Here is a 22,248-nt window from a genome sequence, read left to right on the forward strand (position 1 = left end):
TCCTGACTTACCCCGTTGCTGTAGCCAGTGATTCCACACAATTTTCAGCATACTTTCAAAACCTGATTTCAGAATACCACAATCGTTATGGAGGACGGGGGGTTATGATTTATTGGCATGTTGAAAAAAATGCCTGCTGCATTCACTCACAATTAAAAAGTGTATCAAGTTCAGAAGTTTCAGCCATGATTGAAGGAGTTTTAAAGCACTGTACGGAAATGTCCGTTAAAAAAAATTATGTGGATACTCACGGCCAGAGTGAAATTGGTTTCGCATTCTCACATCTTTTAGGATTCTCACTAATGCCAAGGCTCGCCAATTTGAATAAACAAAAATTGGCGCGATGTGAGCTTGGTGATTATCAACAATATATAAACTTACAACCCGTGATGACAGACACGATTAATTGGCAATTAATTAAGGAGCAATATAGTCAAATCGTAAAATATACTGCTGCTATGAAAGCGGGGCATGCTGATCCTGAGTCCATCCTAAGACGCTTTAACCAAAATAATCTAAAACACCCAGTTTATATGGCATTATCTCAATTAGGTAAAGTTCTAAAAACCATTTTTATCTGTAATTATCTAATGCATGAATCTATCAGACAGGAAATTCAGGAAGGATTAAATGTTGTTGAACTTTGGAATGGTGTCAGCAAGTTCATTTTTTATGGCCGTGCTGGCGAAATTTCATCTAACCATGAGAAGGCACAAACACTCTCAGTAATGTCACTGCATCTATTACAGCTTTCAATGGTTTATATTAATACGCTAATGATTCAGCAAATCATAGAAGACCATGGTTTAAAAGAGATACTTACAAAGGAAGACAAAAGAGCATTAACCCCTCTGATTTATGAGCATGTTAACCCATATGGTTTATTTCCGTTAGACTTATCAACACGGCTACCACATCTTCGTTATAAGGCAGCCGCATAATGGAAAAAATATCAGCTAAGAAAATGGCTCAGAAAGTTTCGAGTCTACTTAAGACACAAAGCCCCAATTATGATTATCTTCGAGATGTGTTTCGATTTGTAAGAGAAAATTATAGTGGACCCCAAAAATGAGACAGTGGTGTAAAATAGAAACCATTGTTAAACGGGGTACCAAGTGGCTAAAAAAAAATTTACATCTGACTTCAAAGCAAAGGTAGCAATTGAGGCATTAAAAAGTCACAAGACGACCAATGAATTGGCATCTGAATTTGAGGTGCATGCAACACAAATCAATCTGTGGAAAAAACAATTACTGGATGGAAGCAAGCAATTGTTTAGCGGCAAGCATGACAAAGACATGGACTCCATCATACAAGAACGAGATCGATTATACACGCAAATAGGCCAGCTAGCGGTTGAGTTAGACTGGCTTAAAAAAAAGACCGGTCATCTAAGTTGAGCGTGCGGGAGAAGCGAGCCATGATTGATGTCAATCACCCTACACTCAGCATCGTACGCCAATGTGCATTGGTTAATTTGTCACGCGCTAGCTACTATCGCACTGCTGGCGAAGGAATATGTACCGAGAGCCCAGAGAATCTGGCTTTGATGGTCTTGATTGATGAGGAATACATGCGCCATCCTTTCTATGGAAGCAGAAAGATGCGTTCTTATTTACGTCGCCTTGGCCATGACGTTAACCGTAAGAGAGTGCAGCGTTTGATGCGGATCATGGGTCTGGTTTCAGTGGCACCAAAGCCGAATACGAGTAAAAAGAACAAGGAACAAAAGGTTTATCCCTACTTGCTACGTGGTTTAGTGATTGATCGACCCAATCAGGTTTGGTGCACCGATATTACCTACGTTAGGATGCAAGGAGGCTTTGTATATTTGGTGGCAATAATGGACTGGTATAGCCGCAAGGTGCTCTCTTGGAAGGTATCAAACAGCATGGATGATGACTTTTGTGTAAGCGCGTTGGAGAGCGCCATCAGGCTCCACGGCAGGCCTGATATTTTTAATACGGATCAAGGCTCCCAGTTTACCAGTAAGGCGTTTACCGATGTTTTAAAAGACCATGACATCAAAATTAGCATGGACGGGAAAGGTCGATGGATGGATAATGTGTTCATTGAACGGCTATGGCGTTCAGTCAAATATGAAGATATTTACATAAAAGAATACGGAACAGTTTTAGCACTACGAAATGGTTTAAGGGTGTATTTCAAGTTTTATAACGACGAAAGACCTCATCAATCATTTGGAATATACACGCCGTCAGAGGTTTATGCTGGCCTATATGAGGCTGCAGCGTAATGGAATGCCTGTGGATATGTGGACGCGTCCTGCGGATCAGCCATCGCCCTTCGGGACATGTGGACAAGCCATGGATAACAAAAAGACGTTATCCACCGCTTGACCACACTCGATGGCTTCGCGCCCACATACCCACAGGCTCAATAACAGGTGTTTCATTAACTGCTATTGTGGTTGACTCGTGTGCTACGCACCCTCGTCAACGAAAGAAAGTAGAATTAAAGTTATATCTTAAATTAAACGGATCGCTGTCTTGACAATGGGGTCCACTGTAAATCTTAATATTGAAGTAACAACAACACCAACGCGCTTACCCTATGTTCCAACTGAGGATGAGATTAGACTATTTTATAAAACGGTTTGGGAATCTAACGATATAATACCAATGCTTATCGTCAAGGTTTTGCTTTACACAGGAATAAGGGTCAGCGAATTGGTTAATATACAAATATGCGATATTGATTTAACCAATTGCCGAATAAAAATAAATCAGGGTAAAGGGAAAAAAGATAGGGTTGTTCCTTTTTCGCCAGCATTTAAAGAAACATTAGCACTTCATTTGAAACAATATAAAAATGAAAATAGGATGTTTTTATTCGAATCGGCTTTTCGTCGTCATTATACTGATCGCGGGATTAGAAAAATTCTTATGAGGTATACCAAGCTTGCAGGTATTGAGCGATCAATATCTCCTCATAAACTAAGACATTTTTTATTTACTTGGCTTAAGAAGCAAAATATTGACGATGCATTTATCCAACCATATTCAGGGCACTCTAAAAGAGACTCACTCGAAATTTACTCTAAATTAAGTTTGGCCGATGCACAGGATAAGTATAATGATGTTATCGGGAATTTCCCGATCTGATATTTTAGATTTTTGCGTCACAGCGCAAGTTCCGGAGCGCTAGGCCTATTGCCTTAATTTAATCTATTCACATGGTTATCCCCTAAAAATGTGGATAAAGGCATGTTCTTATTTTGTCCACCTGCCTTTGATTTTGGAGCTTAGGAGCATTTAATAGTTATGAGCGCAGCGAATTCATTTAAAGCAGTTTAAAAGGAAGATTTAGATTTGTGCCTCGTCATTCATCGCTCAGTCGCAAAAAATAAAAATAACGGAGTATTTTATTAATAACAATGAGGAACGGAGCGAGCTTGCGAGTGAGTAGTCATTGTTATTAATAAAATGCGTAGTTATCTTTTATTGCGATTGAGTGATGGGTGATGAGGCAATCGATCTTTAATTATTGCTTTGTTTGTCTTTTTATTTGATTATTGGCCACAGGCCAATTCCTTCTATTAAGTTTAAATGATTTATGAGCAAAGCGAATTCCTTATTATTAATTATCCACAGAACATCCTTGTGGATAATATTCAAGAAGGTTTAAATGGGACTATAAGTAAGAGCAGACACTTAAAAGCTATTCTATAAGACACTTAAATTTCATTATGACAAAATATATACAGTGGATTTTATTAAAAGTGATGGTTTGTTCGAGGTAATTCACATGTTTTGCAGGTAATAAACGCTTTTTTCTACTTTAATTATAAATAATGATAAAGATTAGAGTTTATGAGACATTTTAGTGGTGTTGGGGTATAGAGGGGTATCTCTTATAGCAGAGGTAAGGTATTGAGATGGGTTGCAGCTCCCTATTCCCGCAATTTGTGACGGCGCTCAAGGGATTCTCTTCGTCTGCGTTCTTTTTCGCGCACCTGCTCTTCAGTTTTCTGCTCAGACTTAAGCATGTCTTTCATTACATCAATATGGGTTTTAGCGTTCCCTTTGGGTGCTATAAAATCAAGAATGTTACGTGCGGCAGCCTGAGATTCCTGGGCGTTAGCAATAAAGGTGTGATGTGGTCTAATGGATTTGTACACTCCAGATAAGAGATAATCATCTTAACTGGAGGTAATAAAATGGGTGCAACGAAATATACTAAAGAATTTAAACTAGACGCTATTAGTCTTGTTTTGGAGCAGAATTATACGCAATCAGAAGCTGCACAAAGTCTGGGCATTGATTCCAGGTTGATAAGCCGGTGGATCAAAGAACACTCCAAAGAGGAAGGGCAAGCATTTAGAGGTAATGGTAAATTAACTGACGAACAACTAGAGATACGTCGTTTACGAGAAGAATTAAGACGCGTAACAATGGAAAAAGAAATATTAAAAAAGGCGACGGCCTTCTTTGCAAAAGAAATGAAGTGAAATATTCATTTATTGCCCAGAATAAGAAGGCCTGGCCAATTGACGTGATGTGTCAATTGCTGGGTGTTACAAGAAGTGGTTTTTACAATTATCTTAAATGTAATAAACCACCAGATCCATTGCATGTGGAGATGCTTGATTGGGTTAAAAAATTAGCAGAATCAAGCCATTATACTTATGGAAGCCGTCGAATGAAAAAAGCATTAAATGCATTAGGTTATCCTGTTGGGAGAAATAAAGTATAGTGGACCCCAAAAATGAGACAGTGGTGTAAAATAGAAACCATTGTTAAACGGGGTACCAAGTGGCTAAAAAAAAATTTACATCTGACTTCAAAGCAAAGGTAGCAATTGAGGCATTAAAAAGTCACAAGACGACCAATGAATTGGCATCTGAATTTGAGGTGCATGCAACACAAATCAATCTGTGGAAAAAACAATTACTGGATGGAAGCAAGCAATTGTTTAGCGGCAAGCATGACAAAGACATGGACTCCATCATACAAGAACGAGATCGATTATACACGCAAATAGGCCAGCTAGCGGTTGAGTTAGACTGGCTTAAAAAAAAGACCGGTCATCTAAGTTGAGCGTGCGGGAGAAGCGAGCCATGATTGATGTCAATCACCCTACACTCAGCATCGTACGCCAATGTGCATTGGTTAATTTGTCACGCGCTAGCTACTATCGCACTGCTGGCGAAGGAATATGTACCGAGAGCCCAGAGAATCTGGCTTTGATGGTCTTGATTGATGAGGAATACATGCGCCATCCTTTCTATGGAAGCAGAAAGATGCGTTCTTATTTACGTCGCCTTGGCCATGACGTTAACCGTAAGAGAGTGCAGCGTTTGATGCGGATCATGGGTCTGGTTTCAGTGGCACCAAAGCCGAATACGAGTAAAAAGAACAAGGAACAAAAGGTTTATCCCTACTTGCTACGTGGTTTAGTGATTGATCGACCCAATCAGGTTTGGTGCACCGATATTACCTACGTTAGGATGCAAGGAGGCTTTGTATATTTGGTGGCAATAATGGACTGGTATAGCCGCAAGGTGCTCTCTTGGAAGGTATCAAACAGCATGGATGATGACTTTTGTGTAAGCGCGTTGGAGAGCGCCATCAGGCTCCACGGCAGGCCTGATATTTTTAATACGGATCAAGGCTCCCAGTTTACCAGTAAGGCGTTTACCGATGTTTTAAAAGACCATGACATCAAAATTAGCATGGACGGGAAAGGTCGATGGATGGATAATGTGTTCATTGAACGGCTATGGCGTTCAGTCAAATATGAAGATATTTACATAAAAGAATACGGAACAGTTTTAGCACTACGAAATGGTTTAAGGGTGTATTTCAAGTTTTATAACGACGAAAGACCTCATCAATCATTTGGAATATACACGCCGTCAGAGGTTTATGCTGGCCTATATGAGGCTGCAGCGTAATGGAATGCCTGTGGATATGTGGACGCGTCCTGCGGATCAGCCATCGCCCTTCGGGACATGTGGACAAGCCATGGATAACAAAAAGACGTTATCCACCGCTTGACCACACTCGATGGCTTCGCGCCCACATACCCACAGGCTCAATAACAGGTGTTTCATTAACTGCTATTGTGGTTGACTCGTGTGCTACGCACCCTCGTCAACGAAAGAAAGTAGAATTAAAGTTATATCTTAAATTAAACGGATCGCTGTCTTGACAATGGGGTCCACTGTACTTAGCAATAAGTTTTCAATAGGTATGTTAATGGCTTTTTTAACATATCGAAATTTGTTGGTAAGTAAATCTTCATCTTTTATAAAAAATATTTTTGACTATAAATTAATTTCTATTCAGTTAAATCGACTTAGTGATATTTTATTTCAGCAGCCTGAAAAAATAGAAAAAGAAGAACTTCGACTTCCAACGAAAGCCGAAGTAATGGGGGCACTGACTGATATGGGTCCGCATGTCTGGAACAAAATTAAGGAAAAATAAGAGCTATTCATCCATCATTTATAGTTAAAAATTCACTCAAATTAACCTATTTAAACCTACTCAATACCGTATGAATAGTGATTGCTACTACGAATTGTCTTAGGTCATTTTACCACAACTCTATCAGAATGACTTATCCACAAGTCCACAGGTCAGGAGAGCTTCACTTTCTCGTATAGGCCTGTGGGCCTTGTGGGTAAGTCATGACGCTCTCATTTAGGGTTTATGGTCTTTTCCGGCCATAATACACCTCTGCGGGCGTTAAATAATTAAAGGACTGGTGAAGCCTTCGGTTATTATAATACTCAAAATACTCCGTTAAGGCCAGCTCAACCTCTTCAATTGTATCAAAATCATACCGGTAGATTTTTTCTTGCTTAACACTACGCCACAATCGCTCGATAAATATATTATCTAAATAACGTCCTCGCCCATCCATGCTGATAGAAATGTGGTGAGATTTTAGCGTATTTATCCAATCTTTTGAGGTAAATTGAGAACCCTGATCCGTGTTAAAGATCTCACAACGCGAATGCAGCAAAGCGTTTCTAAGCGCCTCAATACAAAATTCAGCCTCCATAGTAGGTGAAATAGCCCATCCAATCACATAACGACTATACCAGTCCATAATAGCTACTAAATACACATGCTTTCCTTTCATGCGGATGTAGGTGATATCTGCGGCCCAAACCTGATTTGGTTTGGTGATATCCACCTCTTTTAATAAATAAGGGAACACCTCATGCTCCTTATTGGGAACGCTTGTATTTGGCTTTGGGTAAACAGTCGATAACCCCATCATTTCCATCAACTTTTTTACTCGACGTTTACCAACAGGATAGCCTACTTCTTTTGACAGCCATCTTGCCCGCTTAATTTTACCTTCACATGGTGTCATGGGCCACGATTACTAGCCCACTAAAGGTCGGGTTTGGCCACGATTAATGGCCCACTCCATGGCCATCTCTGAGTCCCACTTTGAGTAGCAAATAAACAGTGTTAGTTTGGTCATTACCAATAACTAACGGATTTGTTATGAGATGAGGATTAAAACAATGGCAGAAATTAGAGAGGTGCTATATCAGCACAAAAAAGGGATGACTCAACGCAATATTGAAAAGTCTCTAAGCGTTTCACGAATGAGCATACGCAAGTACGTTTCAATGGCCAAGGATTTGGGTTATCAGGAGGATATTTCCAATGATGAGCTCGAAGTTATCGCTTTGCAGATACATAATAAAATCGTTAATACTACAGCCAACAACAGACCCAATAAATCAGAAAAAGAACTTGAGGCGCATCACGAAAAAATAGCATCACTCCTCACTGAGAAGTGGATTACCCATATGCAGATACACCGAATTTTAAGCGATAATGGTCTTGTTAGCAGTCGAAGAAGTCTTAGTCGTTATATTGAACGTCATTTCCCCTCGTTGCCTAAGGCTACGGTACATTTGTTAACAAAGCCTGGGCATGAAGCACAAGTTGACTATGCGTTTGTTGGGTTTATCAATAATAAAAAAACATACGCTTTTATTATGACGTTATCACATAGTCGGTATCGATATGTTGAGTTTGTACATTCTCAAAATCAGCAATCATGGGCGCAAAGCCATATCAATGCCTTTCATTTTTTTGGAGGCGTGCCCAACTGCATTCTTTTAGACAATTTGAAATCGGGAATTATTAAAGCACATATTTATGATCCAACGGTCAATGAAACCTATGCAGAGTTATCTCGCTTTTATGACTTTATAGCCGATCCGGCGAAGGCTCGAACGCCCGAGCACAAGGGGAAGGTTGAGCGTAGTGTTCAATTGGTAAAAGAACAGGTTATCGCGGGGATAACCTATGATGATTTGGCCTCGATGAACGCCTTTGCACGTGATTGGTGCGCTAATAAGGTATCGCACGTCATCTGCAGTACCACTGGTGAAAAGCCAATTGACGTATTTAAAAATGAAGAATTTAATTTATTAAACCCACTGCCAGCAGGCGCTTTTGATATGCCCATTTGGATGGATGCTCAAGTTCATCGTGACCATCATTTTGTTGTTGCTGGTAATTTTTATTCTGTGCCAACGATACATATCGGGACAAAGGTTAAAATTAGAGTTGGCTTGAAGACCGTTCAGGCCTATGTGAATCATGCTTTGATTAAGACCCATATTCGTAACTACGGGCGTGGACAGTGGGAAACGGATCCCAATGACTACCATAATTCTGCAAAGTATTACTTAGAAAATACTGCTGGCGTTTGTATTGAAGCGGCCAAAGCAATTGGTCAGGCAACGGAGGAAATGGTCACAAAGGTACTGGCTGAAGGCTCTAGAACGAGCTTAAGAAAAGCCCAGGCTATCATCCGCTTGGTTGAGGAATACGGTAATGAGCGCCTTGAAAATGCATGTTTACGCGCGATTTTATTTGATAATTATACTCATCAATCATTGAAAAAAATCCTCACGGAAGGCCTGGATAAAAAAGACACGAGAACATTCTCCACTAAGCGCTCGGCCAATCATGAGAACTTTGCCTATATTCGCGCAGCAAGTGATTACAGCTCAACGATGGAGGCTCATTATGAGTGATATCAATATGTTAGAGCTTGCAAAAAAACTACGTTTGACAGGGATCCCAGACACACTGCTAGCAAGAGTAGAACAGGCTCGCGCAGCGTCCCTCTCTTATGAAGAGTTGCTCTCAATGTTGTTTCAGGATGAGGATGAGGCTCGTCAACAAAAATTGCTTGCTGGGCGTGTAAGGCAAGCTCGATTTGAGGAGCCTCAGTGTTTTGAAAATTTTGAACTGGCTCGATATTCAACACAAGTCACACAAGCCATCCGCACCCTGATGACAGGGAAGTTTATCAAAGAAAAAAACCATGTCATCATCATGGGACCTGTTGGCACCGGAAAGACTCACCTGGCTCAAGCCCTGGGTCTAATGGCATGTCAACGACATAAAAAAGTCTGCTTTATAAGAGCGAATGAACTGTTAAATCAGTTCCACCAAGCAAGAGCGGATGAAACATGGACTGCGCTTTTTAAACGTTACTCACGATACGATGTGCTTATTTTAGATGACTTCGGGCTGAAAGCATTATCGCCAGAACAGTCCACTGATCTGTATGATTTAATAGCAGCTATCCATGTAAACTCTATGCTAATTATAACTACTAACCGTAAAATAGAAGGATGGATGGAGCTATTTTATGATCCGGTTATGGCAAACGCAGCATTAGATCGTATCGTAAATAAAGCTTATCGAATTGTTCTTGATGGGGAGTCATACAGGAAAAAATTTATACCGAAATTTAATTTAGTAGATGACAAGTGAGTTAAAAAAATTTACCCTAAGTGGGCTACTTTGAGTGGCCAGAGGGTGGGCTAGTAATCGTGACCCATGACACATGGATACTGCAGATAGTGCTCATCAAGTAGCGCCATAAGCGCTTCATCTTCGACAGAAATGGGCTTGGCACTATAATAATAACTTGAAACAGGCAAGTCTAATAGCAAGCATTGTTCACGAATGGTGAGCTCGGCAAGAGGATCAATCATGACGCGCTTTTCATCCAGACTAAAGTTCATGCTTTTTTTTTAGCCAAGATAGCTGCGCTTGAAGTCGACCAATTTCTTGATATAATGCCTCAACAAGCTGCTCTTGGGACTTGGCTTCTTTTTCATTAGCCCCAGAGAATAAATCGTTAATGGCTTTGATGGCCGATTGCTTCCAAGTTTTTACCTGCGTTGCGTGAACACCGTATTCACTGGTAATTTGCGCTTGTGTGAGTTTCCCCTCAATCGCAGCTAGCGTTATTTTTGCCTTCTTGGCCGCCGTATAATAAGCTCGCTTTTTAGACATTTTATTCTCCTCTTTGTATTAAGAAGAATAGCTCTTAAAAAACCTTTTTTTGTGTCCAGAAAACCGCGCCTATATTATACAACCCTAGCTGGCTAAATGCATTCATATAGTGTTCGTTGCTAATTAAAGGATTTATTGATCCCGATTTGGTCATCAAATTAGAAAAATAATGTGATAATGTGGCTGATATACCCGAAACCATCATCCATATTCCCATCATTAAGCCTTGCAATTTCTCTGGGGCTAGATGCCCTATCATGGCAAAACCAACAGGAGCAATTAACAACTCCCCAATAGATTGAAGAATATAATGCGCCACTATCCAGCTCATACTAGTTAGCCCATCTGTACTAGAATCTAGTATACCTATGGCAAGCATTAAGAAAGATAGTGCTATAAATAATAGGGAAAATACAAATTGCTTAGAAACAGAGATAGTTATATCTTTTTTTCGCAACCTCTCAAAGCATATAAGCATTATAGGTGAGCCGATAATCACAAATATTGAATTTAAATTCATAATCCACTGAGGAGGAATGTAATAAGACCCTATGTATATACTAACGTTATACTTCAAAAACTGAGAGACGCCCATAGGACCAACAAAGTAAAGCATCCAAAATATTATTGATGTGACCGTTAAAAACAAAAAGGAATAAATTCTGCTCCTCTCAATCTTATTTTTTAAATGATGCCCTAATAACGCTACGTAGATTAATGCGGTAGTGCCTATAAACAAAATAAGACAATTAGCTAACCAAGTGTGATAAAAGCCTATAAAAAGAATGGGAATAATTAACATAATACATATAATGCCAAGCTTTCCCTGTTTGATGTCCTGTTTTGTTTCCACTGATTTTTCAGCAAAATATTTCCATGATTTAATTATAAAAAATACAGTAATGACGTTAATTAAATTACTCATTTCAAATAAACGTTCATAGTTATCGGTTATATCAATGAACCCACTCAGAACATAACCAGAAAGAAAGCCTATATTCATAGCACTGTAATTATGGAAAAAGGCTTTTTCTCTCAATTGATCTTCGTGACTTTCAAACTGTTGTGTAATAAGACAGTTAATGCAGGTAGAACCCAAGCCACAACCAATAAGAAACAAGCTTAATCCTAGATATACGAGGGAATCAGTAGAATTAAGCACCATTACGCCTAATGTCTGTATTATTATTGAAATAGCAAATAGTAACCTATTGCTCAGCAACCTATCACCAATATAACCCGCAATAAAATGAAGAATAAAATTTGCAGCGAGAAAAAATCCCACAACTCCATTAGATTCCGTTTGGGTTAAACCAATTTTTTTTGTTAAGTAAAGCGACAATGATGAGAATAGGATAGCAAAACTAAATGTGGTTATTCCGTTTAACCAGTGTAAATAAACTATCCCCTTCCTTCGAATTTTATTTCCAAAATCCATATCATGTCCTAATCTTAAAAGTAATAAATTTGAGCAAAGTAATTCTGCATGCCTTATGTATTTTTTTCCAGTGCTATTTTGACTATTGCTTCAATTCATTAAAAAAAGAATAAATAAACTTATTAGATAAATTAATAAGCCTTGCATCATATTGAATGTTGTAAAATTCATCCCTGTAACTTGAGGGAATGTACTTCTCATTAATATATTTCTTGAAGTAATAATTCCTCTCCAAGCCTGTAAACGTCACTCGCTCCCTGTAAACGTCACATGATATTCCTGTAAACGTCGCATAACAGTCCTGTAAACGTCACAGATATCCCCGTAAATGTCACATTTCTTCCCGCAAATGTCACATATACACTAGAATTATTTATAATAATCATGGTGTTATAGATGCTAAACATCTTTATTAAACAATATTAAACAATAAAACAAACGTTTGTTGTTGCTTTTTTTCATTCCTATTGCATATGACATCCATAAACATATAATATGTTATTACATATACTATGCAGATTGAAAGACTATGACTAAAGTAATTGTAAATGCAACTCATAAAGGCGGGGAAGGAAAAACAACAAATTCTATTGTATTAGCTGAATATCTTGCATTGATTGCTAATAAAAGAGTTTTATCGATAGATTTGGATCCACAAGCTAATTTTTCTGGACGTTATTTACAAATGACTTATGATCCAGCTTATCAAGGAGGCAAGATACCCCCTTTACACCCAGATTATGAACCAGATGTTGATCATGACTGGGATGGGCGTAGCGGCATAGCTAATATTTTTTATGGTCAAGAAGTTATTCCTTACCCTACAAATATTGAAAACCTTGAAATAGCCCCTGCCCACTCAATAAAATTACAAGAGGCTGAAGCAGTTACCAAATCTGAGGTTAAAGATAAAGTTCATCTCCAATTAAAAAAATTTATAGAACAGCCAGAAGTGCAGGCTAGTTATGATGTCATCATCATTGATACACCACCATCAAAGGGACCACTGACTATTTCGGCTATAAAAGCAGCGACGCATTTAGTAATTCCTGCGCAAATGGAGCAATTCTCTATAGAAGGGATTTACGGAATGTTACAACTCTGGAAACAAGAGACTTACTCTAGAAATAAAGATAACCCTATTGAATTAGTTGGTATTTTACCTAACCAAATGAGAAATATTAATATTCATAAAAGTTTTCTTAACGACTTAAAGAATAAAGAGTTTATATCAAATTACGTTATACCTCATGAAATAAAAAAACGCGCTATTTACACAGAGATTTTAGCTGATAACGCGCATCCCAAAAGTATATTTGAATTGCCACTCAAAAGCATTGAGCGTTCAGAATATGAAAATGCATGTAAGTACATAACAGATAAGGTATTTAAACATGGCTAAGAAAAAAGTATTTTCTATAGGTAGTTCTTTATCAGATGGTTTAGAACAAACTATCGCAGCCGCACACAATTATTCGAGCGATCTGAGAGTAGATGTAATTCCCTTAAGTAAAATTGAGACAGATCCTGACAATCCTAGGGCTCTGCTAATATCTTTAGATGATATTACGAATGGGATTACTAATGATGATCCATTTTTCGAGCAGAAAACTCAAGAGATTGAATCTCTTCAAAGTTTAGCAAACTCCATTAAAGAACAAGGAATCATTAATCCAGTAATCGTATATGAGCATAATGGAAAGTATCGATTAATTGCTGGTGAAAGAAGAACTTTGGCCTCAGGATTGGCGGAAAAAGCTGATATCCAAGCCAAAATTCTGGATGGAAAGCCTGATGAAGTTAAAATCAGAGTTTTACAATGGATTGAAAATATTGAGCGTTCAGATTTATCTTTAGCAGAAAAAATTGATAATTTAGAAAAAATCATTGATGCATATGCAAGACAAAATCAGATCTCATCACGTGAAGTAACTATAACAGATATCAGTCAACTAGTTGGGTGTGTTAAATCACATGCAATGAATTTAAAAACAGTTCTAGAGGCAGATGGTGATATAAAGGAACTTATAGCGAAAAATCAAATTCGGAGCTTGGAAAAAGCCGCTGTTATTTCTAACATAGCGTCTATAAATTTGAGAAAAAAGGCTCTGGATGAATGTTTAAATGGCGCTACGCTTAAACAGCTTAAGAGTTATTTAGAAAAAGATAAATTAACACAAAAAAAATCTTCATTAGAAAACATTGTTATTCAAAAAGCTGGTAGGCCTACCCTTTCTGTAAATTTTGGTAAAACTCCCAATGTAAGAGTTGCAGAGATTATTCTTAAGTCGTTGATAACAAATCCAGATATTTCTAATTTGGAGATGGAAATTGATAATCTTGACTTCGAAAGTCCTAAATGCATATCTGATGCTTTTAAAACATTAGTCAGAAAGTTGGAGCTATTACATGAGTAGTATTGCTAAAACAAAAAACAAAGTCAGATTAAGTTATTGTATACCGGAAGGAATTATTATTGAAATAAGGGAACGAATCGTCTCTGAAGGATATGATCTTAAAGGGAAAAGTAAATGGGTTTCGGAAGCAGTCAATGAGTTATTAGCTACTGATAATTTTAGTGAATTAGTAAATATAAATGAACAAATGCAGAATTTTGGAAAACTTGATTCTATTTCTATAGATCAAGAGTTAAAAACAAAAATAGATAACGCAATTGTCGAGATTAGACGTAATTACCCTTCTATCGAGGGAGTACAAAGTAAAATATTAAGAACAGCAATAGTTCAGAGATTACTTAGATAAAAGTTCAGTCACTGAACTTATGCGTAACTTGTTGAAAAATAATAAGATAATTAAATAATAATTATTTATTTATAACGATTTTATTTTTAGAGACATGATTCCCATGTGACGTTTGCGGGAGTCCCTAATGTGACGTTTGCAGGAGGGAATTTAACAATCCATGCAAATGTTCAGTCACTGAACTAACATGTAACCTATTGATTATAAATAAATTAATTAAATAATAATTATGCTGTGAAAGGAGAATAATAATAATGAATAAGGAAAAAGCCGAAGGAGTAAATCAACGTACACTGGAACTAAAAAAGCATGTTGCTGTGATTCATTCTAATAGCAAAATCTCATTATTACAGCGAAAGATTTCCAATGCCCTTCTTTTTCATGCTTATGATAATTTGTTAATTAAAGATGAACATGAGATTCAAATTTCTACCTTAACTAAGTTAATCGATTACGACAGTCATGATCATAAGAAAATAAAACAAGCCTTAATGGATTTGCTTGCAACAGTAGTTGAATGGAATATTGTCGATGGCGATAAAGTAGATAAAGAAAAGGTTTGGAATGCAAGTTCAATAATAGCCGATGCCTCTATAGATGGTTCTTTATGCACATATTCATATTCTGGGAAAATGAGAAAATTGCTATATCACCCAAGTGTCTATGGACGATTAAATATGCAAATTCAAGCGAAATTTCAATCTAGCTATGGACTTGCCCTTTATGAAAATTGCAATCGATATCAAGATATTGGTCAAACTCCTTGGTTTGAATTAGATAAATTTAGAAAACTTATGGGTGTTGATGAAGATAAATATAAGATATTTAGAGATTTTAAAACAAGAGTGATCGACAAATCTGTAGAAGAGGTAAATAAATATTCTGCTCTGTTTGTAGAGAGTAAGTTTAAAAAACAAAATAGACAAGTTGTTGCAATCCAATTTTCTATCAAGAACAGAGTTGTAATTGACGCTGCTTCTGTTACCTCTGAACTTAATTCCGAGTCATTATTAAGTGTATTAAAAGGGGTATATGGTTTATCTAAAAAACAGCTTACAGAAGTGGTTTCCAGTTATGAGGAAAGTTATATTAAGGAGAAAATTAAAATAATCGAACTATCCCCAAGTTACCAGTCTGGAAAAATTAAAAATTTAGGAAAGTATTTGTTGTGTGCTCTTGCTGATGATTATCAATCTACAAAACAACCCAAGATTAAGAGGGGGCAAGAAGATAAAAGATCAACTAAGGAACATGAGATAGCATATCAAAAATATTTACGTAAAATAATTTTTGATACATTTTTTCGTATCCTGTCAGAATCGCCGGGTAAGTGTCTGCCACTGAGCCCGGACTAATCCGAGCCGCGCGCGTCAGCAAGCGGAATTATCTCGAGATGCTTATGTGGTGCATGGAACCTGCCGCACTTTAAGTAAGATTAATTCAGCCAATGATGGCATTTCAAATTTTTTAGTCACCCTATCGTAAATATACTGATAAACGTTAACTTTCAGTTTTCTGGCCGTCTGTACAATCGTGGCAAACGTATCCTTTGATTTGGTGCCATTTTGGGAGACCGTTTGGAGATTGATGTCGCGTATCCTTGCTTGAAACCGTGTCCCTAATTCAGAGGCATTGTTGTGCAATGGCAGAAATGGATGGTCTAACACCAATAATAACGCTTGTTTTTTAGCACGTGTCTTTGCAATGCGTTGATCTAAAACATCATAGCCTGTCGTGGTTGCGAACAAAGTATCAAATTGCATTGATAGTTGTTGGGCCATTGATTGAGATGGAGCCGTCTTGTAAGTCAATAATGCATGGTAGAAATCCCATAATTGCTCAAGAAATACAGCCAATATATTCTGATTCATATCTGAGAATGGAGTGAGTTTTTTATAATGACGACCTTCATGGATCCAGCACAGCGCATGATGTAGGGCCAATTTATTAAACTGAGGCGCATCATCTGTCATTAAATAATGGATGAAGTATTTCGAGTGCTGATAATAGGCAAGAGCTGCTGACTCAAGAATTATGCGTCGATTCGTGCTGTGTTTTTTTGGATTTGGAAAAAGTGTTCCCATCAAACTATCGATTGATTCACGTGTGAGGGGTTGTGCATGCAGCATTGGTTTAATTTGATCCAACCATTTTTTTGCGAGACCAAACTCATCCATTAACTCATAAGCCTCCTGATTAAACATAAACTTTAATTGGTCTCGACACAGCAACTCCAATAAGGTCAAGCGATCTTTTTTACGACGAGTGAAGTATGCTGTAAAAAAGTCATTACATAAAACATGGGTGTAGTGATTTTTGCCGTTAACACGACTGCCTGTGTCATCCATCTGCTGGTACAAGCCTGCGTTGCTACCGGCATCGACAATATCTTCTTTTTCCTGATGAAAAATATCATTGCCTTCTGTCAGCATGGAAGCAATTTTACCATGTGATATTTGAATACCACATGTTTTTAAAAAGCGCTCAATGGCGCTCTCCGTCATCCCTGCATCACGGTATAATGTGATGACCAGCGCTTTAACCCCAGGACCAAATTCACTGCCCTTATATTCGCCAGGAATCGGCGCAATAAAGGTTTTTTTCAAAGATGGTGAGTAATACGTTTCCAGCTTGAATTCAACATTATCCGTGATGATTTTTAGATCCTGGATGATTCGAATCTCAAAACCCTTGAACTTGGCGTCATCTGGCAGCGTTGCTTTGTCCAGAGCAATCGTAACACGTCTATCAATACGTACGTTTTTTTTGTCTTTGCCTGTGTTTTTATTGTTCCCTTTACCACGTTTATTGCGATCTCCTTCAGATGAATGATTGGAATTGCCTGTATTATCGCCATTGCTACCTTTGGATTGACCGCGAATATTAGGTTTGCCCTGTTCACCCTTAAGGCGGTTTATCTCATCACGTAATACTTGGTTTTCCTCTCTGAGCAAAGCATTTTCTTCGGCAAGCATTTCGACCAAATTAACCAATACCTTAATGATAGTCACGGCCTTTTTGTCGGCAAGACTATCGATATCTTTTGTTAACTCATCTAAAACTTGTTTGATTTCTTGGCGTTTCATCATCTACCACTGCGTTACTAATGCTGATACGGCAATCATAACATGACTTTTTTTGAACGCATTTTTCGAGTTTTAACGCCACTAAGGGCTAAGAAAAAATCTGACCTCAGGAGGGAGATGTTTTATTAGTGAAAGGGGCTACATTGTGATCTTGGGGATCTTAGGGCATGCATATTGCATGACTTACGTTTGATATGGAAAAACATCAGTTTTACAGAAAAACCGTGTCAATAGGTATTTTGAATATTTTTAAAGAATTCCGCTTGCTGACGCGCGCGGCTCGGATTAATCCGGACTCAGTGGCAGACACTTACCCGGCGATTCTGACAGGATACATTTTTTCTATTGGATGACGAAACGAGAGCTGAAATGGAAAGTGGCTTTAAGGTCATAATCGCAAAAAGTATTTATCGAGCATTCTATGAAAAAGATGGATTAGAGCACATCTTAGTACAAGATCAATTTATAAAATTCATAATGTCTTATGAAAATGAAATTAATAAAAAAGTAGAGAGGCTTGAAGAGTGGGTAGAATCTATTTAAAGAAATTGTTTAAATTCGAAACAAATGCAATCATGTCCACGAAAACACTGCCTTTGTATTTTGCTCCTAGAAAGAGATCGATGCCAGGCTAATATAAAAGGGTGGCTGTAAACGATCGCTTTCACAATGCGTTTAAATTAGCTTTTACAGTGTGTGGATATATTATAACCAATTGTATCTATGCCCTTTTCCTTTTAATCAAAAATGGATACATACCTGTTACTCTTGATGGATTTTAATGAACGGTTTTTTTTTTCAAATCTTGCTATCTTCCAAACGTCTGTAAATGGATAAGATGTAAGCAAGATAGATTAGTAAAACAGGACATCAAAATATAGCCAAGCTGGAAATGCGTTTTAAGCGATCTGGATTATCTTCTACGTATTCAGAGGTCGTCACAATACTAGCATGACCTGCTAGTCGTGATACCGCTTTGATATCAGCTCCTTGTTCAATCAAACGAGTAATAAAGGTGCGACGACCAGAATGAGAGCTGGCACCTATCAGGGGTTCTAGCCCGGAACCGGCAAAATTTCCGACCACTCATTAATCCACTAATTCCGATGATGTAGCCTCAAACCATCATAGCCACGATGTGGTTATTATTCACTTTGATCTAATGAAGAGATGATTGTAAATATAATATCAATATCAACCTATTTCATAGTGCTATTCTCCAGACCAGAGGATAACACTAAAGTTACCGTCCTAATCAACTCTCGTTTACTGGAACGAGGCTTTGTTTCTTAGCTCAATAACTGACCTGATTCAGGTATAGATATCAGGGTGTTGTTATTATGGCCTCCACCAAATTTAAAACAAGGCGTCGGATTCATGCCGAACAAATATCCAGAGAAGAAGGGATGGAACGTCCCGAAACAAAACTATAAAGTATCAAACTGGACGGACTATACTGAGTCCCTGCGCCAACGAGGTAACATTACAGTTTGGCTATCAGAGGATGCGATATCGCGTTGGTATGAAGCCGACAGAGTTTATGATGGTACAGGTACGCCCAGGCTTTACACAGATTTTTCTATCATCACGTGCCATGAGATCCGGTTGGTTTACAAACTACCGCTTCGGCAGTGTCAGGGCTTTATTGACTCTCTGTTTCAATTAATGAAGATTTCGTTATTGTGTCCTGATTTTAGTGTGCTGAGCAAGCGACTTGGCGCGTTAGATATAAAAGTTCCGCGGTACAAAAAAACGGATAAGATGGATGCTGACATCCATGCCATAGCGATTGATTCTACTGGACTAAAGCGATTTGGGCGCGGTGAGTGGCACCAGGAGAAGTACAAGCTATCCAACAAAGCGAGCTGGCGTAAACTTCATCTGGCTATCAACCAGGACCATTATATTGAAGCTTGCGCATTGACAGACAGATTTAGCCACGACGACCAGCAGGTAGAGGGATTATTGGCACAAATTACTGATTCAATAGACCATTTTTCTGCCGATGGCGCCTATGACGAAACGCCTGTTTATAATGCGGTAACGGCGCACTCACCAGATGCTGATGTGGTTATTCCACCACGTGCCAACGCAGTTGAGAACGATAAAGCCTCGTCTTTGCGTAACCGTAATATTATTGAAGTTGACACCATGGGGCGCATGCAGTGGCAGAAAACAAGGCAGTATGGCCGGAGAAATTATTCCGAATTGGGTGTCCAACGATACCAGCGAACATTTGGAGATGCGATGCACGCACGAGATTTTATCCGTCAACAACAAGAGGCCATGTTAGCAAGTGGTGCGCTCAATAAAATGACTTCATTGGGAATGCCTCAAAGCCGTCGATCCGCCTGAATTTTGTGAAAGAAGACACTGCGTGGGGTTAAGAAACATATATGAACCATCCCGTTTTGCAAGCCAATTTTTTACAATGTTATAGGTTTAAGTTGCAGTCATATATTCGGCGTCTAAGCTAAGCTTGCGCCCTGATGTAAATCCGCACTCTTTTTCCTAATCAAAGCCATGGCATCTAAGTGCCGTGTTTCTTAACAGGTTTTAAAAGAGTTGGTCTGACCTATTAACCATCATTAAAAATTAACTAAAGCAAACTTGTGATTTTTTCATTATGTTAAATTATACCACTCAATATTGAGTATTAAGCAGCTACCATTTTTTTGTCACGATTAAACTCATCCCCAGTCTTCAATAATGACCATATGATTCGAGCATTTTTATTAGCTAAAGCTACAGCTGCTTTATTAAAAGTTAGAGATTCCTTTTTTGCTATTAGCCAATTCCCATAGGGATCATCTTTATGTTTAGTAAAACTTAGCGCCGAACGAGCGCCATGTATTAATAACGTTCGTAAATATTTATCACCTCGTTTGCTAATACCTGTCACTTTCAGAAGACGATGACAATAGCCAGAAGTCCTTGTCAATGAATCTATTTCAATGAGTCATTTGCCAACGCACAGCATGGGCGACGGAACGCTCAGTAATTTGTTCCATGAGTGGAATATTTTCTACAGGGTAGCCTTGCAACAACAACTCAGCAATGACCAAAAAATATTTCCATTGTTCTCCTTTAACACTCTTGGAGCGGTGCCATAAAAGCATTCTTATCAATATGAAACTCCATTTATCGAGTAATTCACCTGTCATAAAAGCACGGGTAGTAATTTTAGGTAGGGACTCTTTTGGATTCTTTTTCTTTATTTTAGAGTGCATTTCAACAGCTTCTGTAATAACCTGATTGACGCGATCCCCTGTTTCAAACCACGAGTTGCCAAAATCTGTTGTTGTTGGCCAGAGGCTACTCGCTTTTAATGCCAGATCAACTAAAGCAGTATCATTAGTATCTAATTTTTCCTGGTCTTTTATCCGACTGATCTCAGCCATTGGGTTAATAGGCTGAGGAAGCCAGTTTTGCGCACCAAATAATTCCACTACCTCCAGAAATGATGGTTCTGGGGTGTGGTTTTTTTTTTGACCAACAGAAATAAAGTGCCCGACAAGTTTTGAAACAAAGGTTGTGGTAACAAATTTTGAAGGCAATGTATTTCTTTCGAGAATTCCTGAAAATTCCTCTGCATGAGCTTTATGCATCACAAACGGCTCTCTAATACCAATACCCTCTTTAAGAAGAAATCCTGCTATCGTTCGTTGATTTTTTGCTTTTGTTTCAAAGAGAATACACTGAACACCTGCACCATCAACACTCGATGAAATTAATTTTGTTATTTTAGAGGAAGGATGGGGTGCCGGCATGATTCCTTTTTTACGAACTTGTTGAATGAGTGTATCAATCGATGCTTGCTCATTGTGGGGTAACCAATTCCTTATGACAATAAATCGACGTAGAGAAATAGGAGAAGCCAGTGCCATATTTTCAGCAAAACTGTGTAGCCACATTAGTGGAACCATACAACGAATGGATTTTTTTGGATGTAGCAACATAAATACACCCACATCCTGTACAAATGCATTTTTTGCGGTGATGAGCTCATGGATTAAAGCACATTGTATTTCTATTGGCTGAAGTTGAATTTGAGCAATCAGAAAGTCATATAATTCAAATGAGGTATTTATTCCTCCTTCACGGCGCATCAGATCTAAAAAAGCAGGCAATTGGGGCGCAATATCAGGTAAATTGTCTAAAATAGCGGGAGCATAGGTATTGATATCATAATCTAACTCTGGAGTAGGGAGCTTGGATTCATGCAGAGCATTACTAATGAGCATCTTTTTCTCTGTGCTCAAGGCTTGAAATATTTGTTTCAATGCTTGATGGAGATACTTTAAAATAGCTTGTGCGTTAGTGTCTTGATTATCTAATTTATAACGCAACCTCGTGAATGCCTCATTAAAAAGAAGAGACAGCTGGTGCTCTTTATTTTTAACTAACTGATCATCAGGAAAAACCGCAAAATAATCCAGGCACGACAAAACCATTTCAGGGTGAATAACAAATTGTTGTTCAACACTATCTGGCACGCGTAAAGAGCTCGCCTCTAAATTCAAAATGCTATCAAAAAGAGATTCTACAGAAGGCTTTGTTGCGTAACTCATTAATTGAACAAACCCAATCTAATACACCATTCAGATGATACCATGACTGCCATTGAAATTTTAGTCTGGTGGTT

17 protein-coding genes and 5 pseudogenes are annotated in these 22,248 nt (G+C 38.2%); 14 read left to right on the top strand and 8 right to left on the bottom strand.

Annotation, left to right across the window (positions count from 1 at the left end; translation table 11 throughout):
• Positions 1 to 17: 17 nt before the first annotated feature.
• The 6 genes and pseudogenes from HRS36_RS00460 to HRS36_RS00490 all read left to right on the top strand — a co-directional run.
• Positions 18 to 941 (top strand): annotated as a pseudogene (locus HRS36_RS00460) (Tn3 family transposase); the annotation flags it as partial.
• A 174-nt stretch (positions 942 to 1,115) separates the two neighbouring features.
• A pseudogene (locus tag HRS36_RS00465) lies at positions 1,116 to 2,257 on the top strand (IS3 family transposase).
• A gap of 259 nt (positions 2,258 to 2,516) precedes the next feature.
• On the top strand, positions 2,517 to 3,125 hold the full coding sequence (locus tag HRS36_RS00470) for a tyrosine-type recombinase/integrase (protein WP_226905525.1): 609 nt from the start codon (positions 2,517 to 2,519) through the stop codon (positions 3,123 to 3,125).
• Positions 3,126 to 4,180: 1,055 nt separating this feature from the next.
• Positions 4,181 to 4,710: pseudogene (locus tag HRS36_RS18570) on the top strand (transposase); the annotation flags it as partial.
• Positions 4,711 to 4,775: 65 nt separating this feature from the next.
• A pseudogene (locus HRS36_RS00485) lies at positions 4,776 to 5,917 on the top strand (IS3 family transposase).
• Positions 5,918 to 6,176: 259 nt separating this feature from the next.
• Positions 6,177 to 6,452, top strand: coding sequence for a hypothetical protein (locus tag HRS36_RS00490; protein WP_173235553.1), 276 nt, complete (start codon positions 6,177 to 6,179; stop codon positions 6,450 to 6,452).
• A 223-nt stretch (positions 6,453 to 6,675) separates the two neighbouring features.
• Here HRS36_RS00490 and HRS36_RS00495 read toward each other — a convergent pair whose 3' ends face one another.
• The gene (locus HRS36_RS00495; RefSeq protein WP_173235555.1) at positions 6,676 to 7,350 is read right to left on the bottom strand and encodes an IS3 family transposase; all 675 of its coding nucleotides are present in this window, start codon (positions 7,348 to 7,350) and stop codon (positions 6,676 to 6,678) included.
• Positions 7,351 to 7,492: 142 nt separating this feature from the next.
• On the opposite strand from HRS36_RS00495, the gene istA reads away from it, so the two are divergent.
• Both istA and istB read left to right on the top strand, forming a co-directional pair.
• Positions 7,493 to 9,040: an IS21 family transposase gene (istA, locus tag HRS36_RS00500; RefSeq protein ID WP_173235442.1), complete on the top strand. Its 1,548-nt coding sequence runs from the start codon at positions 7,493 to 7,495 to the stop codon at positions 9,038 to 9,040.
• Complete coding sequence (gene istB, locus HRS36_RS00505; RefSeq protein WP_173235440.1) at positions 9,033 to 9,788, top strand: IS21-like element helper ATPase IstB; 756 nt, start codon at positions 9,033 to 9,035, stop codon at positions 9,786 to 9,788. The genes istA and istB overlap by 8 nt, the downstream gene beginning before the upstream one ends.
• A 50-nt stretch (positions 9,789 to 9,838) precedes the next feature.
• Here istB and HRS36_RS00510 read toward each other — a convergent pair whose 3' ends face one another.
• Genes HRS36_RS00510 through HRS36_RS00520 form a run of 3 tightly spaced genes read right to left on the bottom strand, consistent with a single transcriptional unit; the run spans position 9,839 to position 11,754 of the window.
• Entirely contained in the window at positions 9,839 to 10,042 is a 204-nt protein-coding gene (locus tag HRS36_RS00510) for a hypothetical protein (RefSeq protein WP_173235556.1), read from the bottom strand.
• Positions 10,032 to 10,316 carry a transposase gene (locus HRS36_RS00515; protein ID WP_173235475.1) on the bottom strand — a complete coding sequence of 95 codons (285 nt, stop codon included), beginning with the start codon at positions 10,314 to 10,316 and terminating at the stop codon, positions 10,032 to 10,034. Before HRS36_RS00515 ends, HRS36_RS00510 begins: the two co-directional genes overlap by 11 nt.
• A 34-nt stretch (positions 10,317 to 10,350) precedes the next feature.
• On the bottom strand, positions 10,351 to 11,754 hold the full coding sequence (locus tag HRS36_RS00520; protein WP_173235557.1) for a peptide MFS transporter: 1,404 nt from the start codon (positions 11,752 to 11,754) through the stop codon (positions 10,351 to 10,353).
• Positions 11,755 to 12,283: 529 nt separating this feature from the next.
• Between HRS36_RS00520 and HRS36_RS00525 the strand changes: the two genes are divergently transcribed.
• The 4 genes from HRS36_RS00525 (at position 12,284) to HRS36_RS00540 (ending at position 15,872) form a co-directional block, all read left to right on the top strand.
• Positions 12,284 to 13,156, top strand: a complete 873-nt coding sequence (locus HRS36_RS00525) for a ParA family protein (protein ID WP_173235558.1) — start codon at positions 12,284 to 12,286, stop codon at positions 13,154 to 13,156.
• Positions 13,149 to 14,171: a ParB/RepB/Spo0J family partition protein gene (locus tag HRS36_RS00530; RefSeq protein ID WP_173235559.1), complete on the top strand. Its 1,023-nt coding sequence runs from the start codon at positions 13,149 to 13,151 to the stop codon at positions 14,169 to 14,171. The genes HRS36_RS00525 and HRS36_RS00530 overlap by 8 nt, the downstream gene beginning before the upstream one ends.
• Entirely contained in the window at positions 14,164 to 14,517 is a 354-nt protein-coding gene (locus HRS36_RS00535) for a hypothetical protein (protein WP_173235560.1), read from the top strand. Before HRS36_RS00530 ends, HRS36_RS00535 begins: the two co-directional genes overlap by 8 nt.
• A gap of 254 nt (positions 14,518 to 14,771) precedes the next feature.
• On the top strand, positions 14,772 to 15,872 hold the full coding sequence (locus HRS36_RS00540; RefSeq protein WP_173235561.1) for a replication initiation protein: 1,101 nt from the start codon (positions 14,772 to 14,774) through the stop codon (positions 15,870 to 15,872).
• A gap of 42 nt (positions 15,873 to 15,914) precedes the next feature.
• On the opposite strand, the gene HRS36_RS00545 is transcribed toward HRS36_RS00540, so the two are convergent.
• Entirely contained in the window at positions 15,915 to 17,606 is a 1,692-nt protein-coding gene (locus HRS36_RS00545; protein ID WP_173235423.1) for an IS66 family transposase, read from the bottom strand.
• Between the two features lie 342 nt (positions 17,607 to 17,948).
• On the opposite strand from HRS36_RS00545, the gene HRS36_RS00550 reads away from it, so the two are divergent.
• Positions 17,949 to 18,146: a hypothetical protein gene (locus HRS36_RS00550; RefSeq protein ID WP_173235563.1), complete on the top strand. Its 198-nt coding sequence runs from the start codon at positions 17,949 to 17,951 to the stop codon at positions 18,144 to 18,146.
• A 327-nt stretch (positions 18,147 to 18,473) separates the two neighbouring features.
• Here the strand turns inward: HRS36_RS00550 and HRS36_RS00555 are convergent, their stop codons facing one another.
• Complete coding sequence (locus HRS36_RS00555; RefSeq protein ID WP_226905526.1) at positions 18,474 to 18,689, bottom strand: tyrosine-type recombinase/integrase; 216 nt, start codon at positions 18,687 to 18,689, stop codon at positions 18,474 to 18,476.
• Between the two features lie 291 nt (positions 18,690 to 18,980).
• Between HRS36_RS00555 and HRS36_RS00560 the strand changes: the two genes are divergently transcribed.
• Entirely contained in the window at positions 18,981 to 19,958 is a 978-nt protein-coding gene (locus HRS36_RS00560; RefSeq protein WP_173235564.1) for an IS5 family transposase, read from the top strand.
• Positions 19,959 to 20,259: 301 nt separating this feature from the next.
• On the opposite strand, the pseudogene HRS36_RS00565 reads toward HRS36_RS00560, so the two are convergent.
• Together HRS36_RS00565 and HRS36_RS00570 are read right to left on the bottom strand one after the other, a co-directional pair.
• Positions 20,260 to 20,499 (bottom strand): annotated as a pseudogene (locus HRS36_RS00565) (IS110 family transposase); the annotation flags it as partial.
• 55 nt (positions 20,500 to 20,554) lie between these two features.
• Positions 20,555 to 22,174, bottom strand: coding sequence for a hypothetical protein (locus HRS36_RS00570; protein WP_173235566.1), 1,620 nt, complete (start codon positions 22,172 to 22,174; stop codon positions 20,555 to 20,557).
• Positions 22,175 to 22,248: the final 74 nt, after the last annotated feature.

Source organism: Legionella antarctica, from assembly GCF_011764505.1.
Taxonomy (GTDB): domain Bacteria; phylum Pseudomonadota; class Gammaproteobacteria; order Legionellales; family Legionellaceae; genus Legionella; species Legionella antarctica.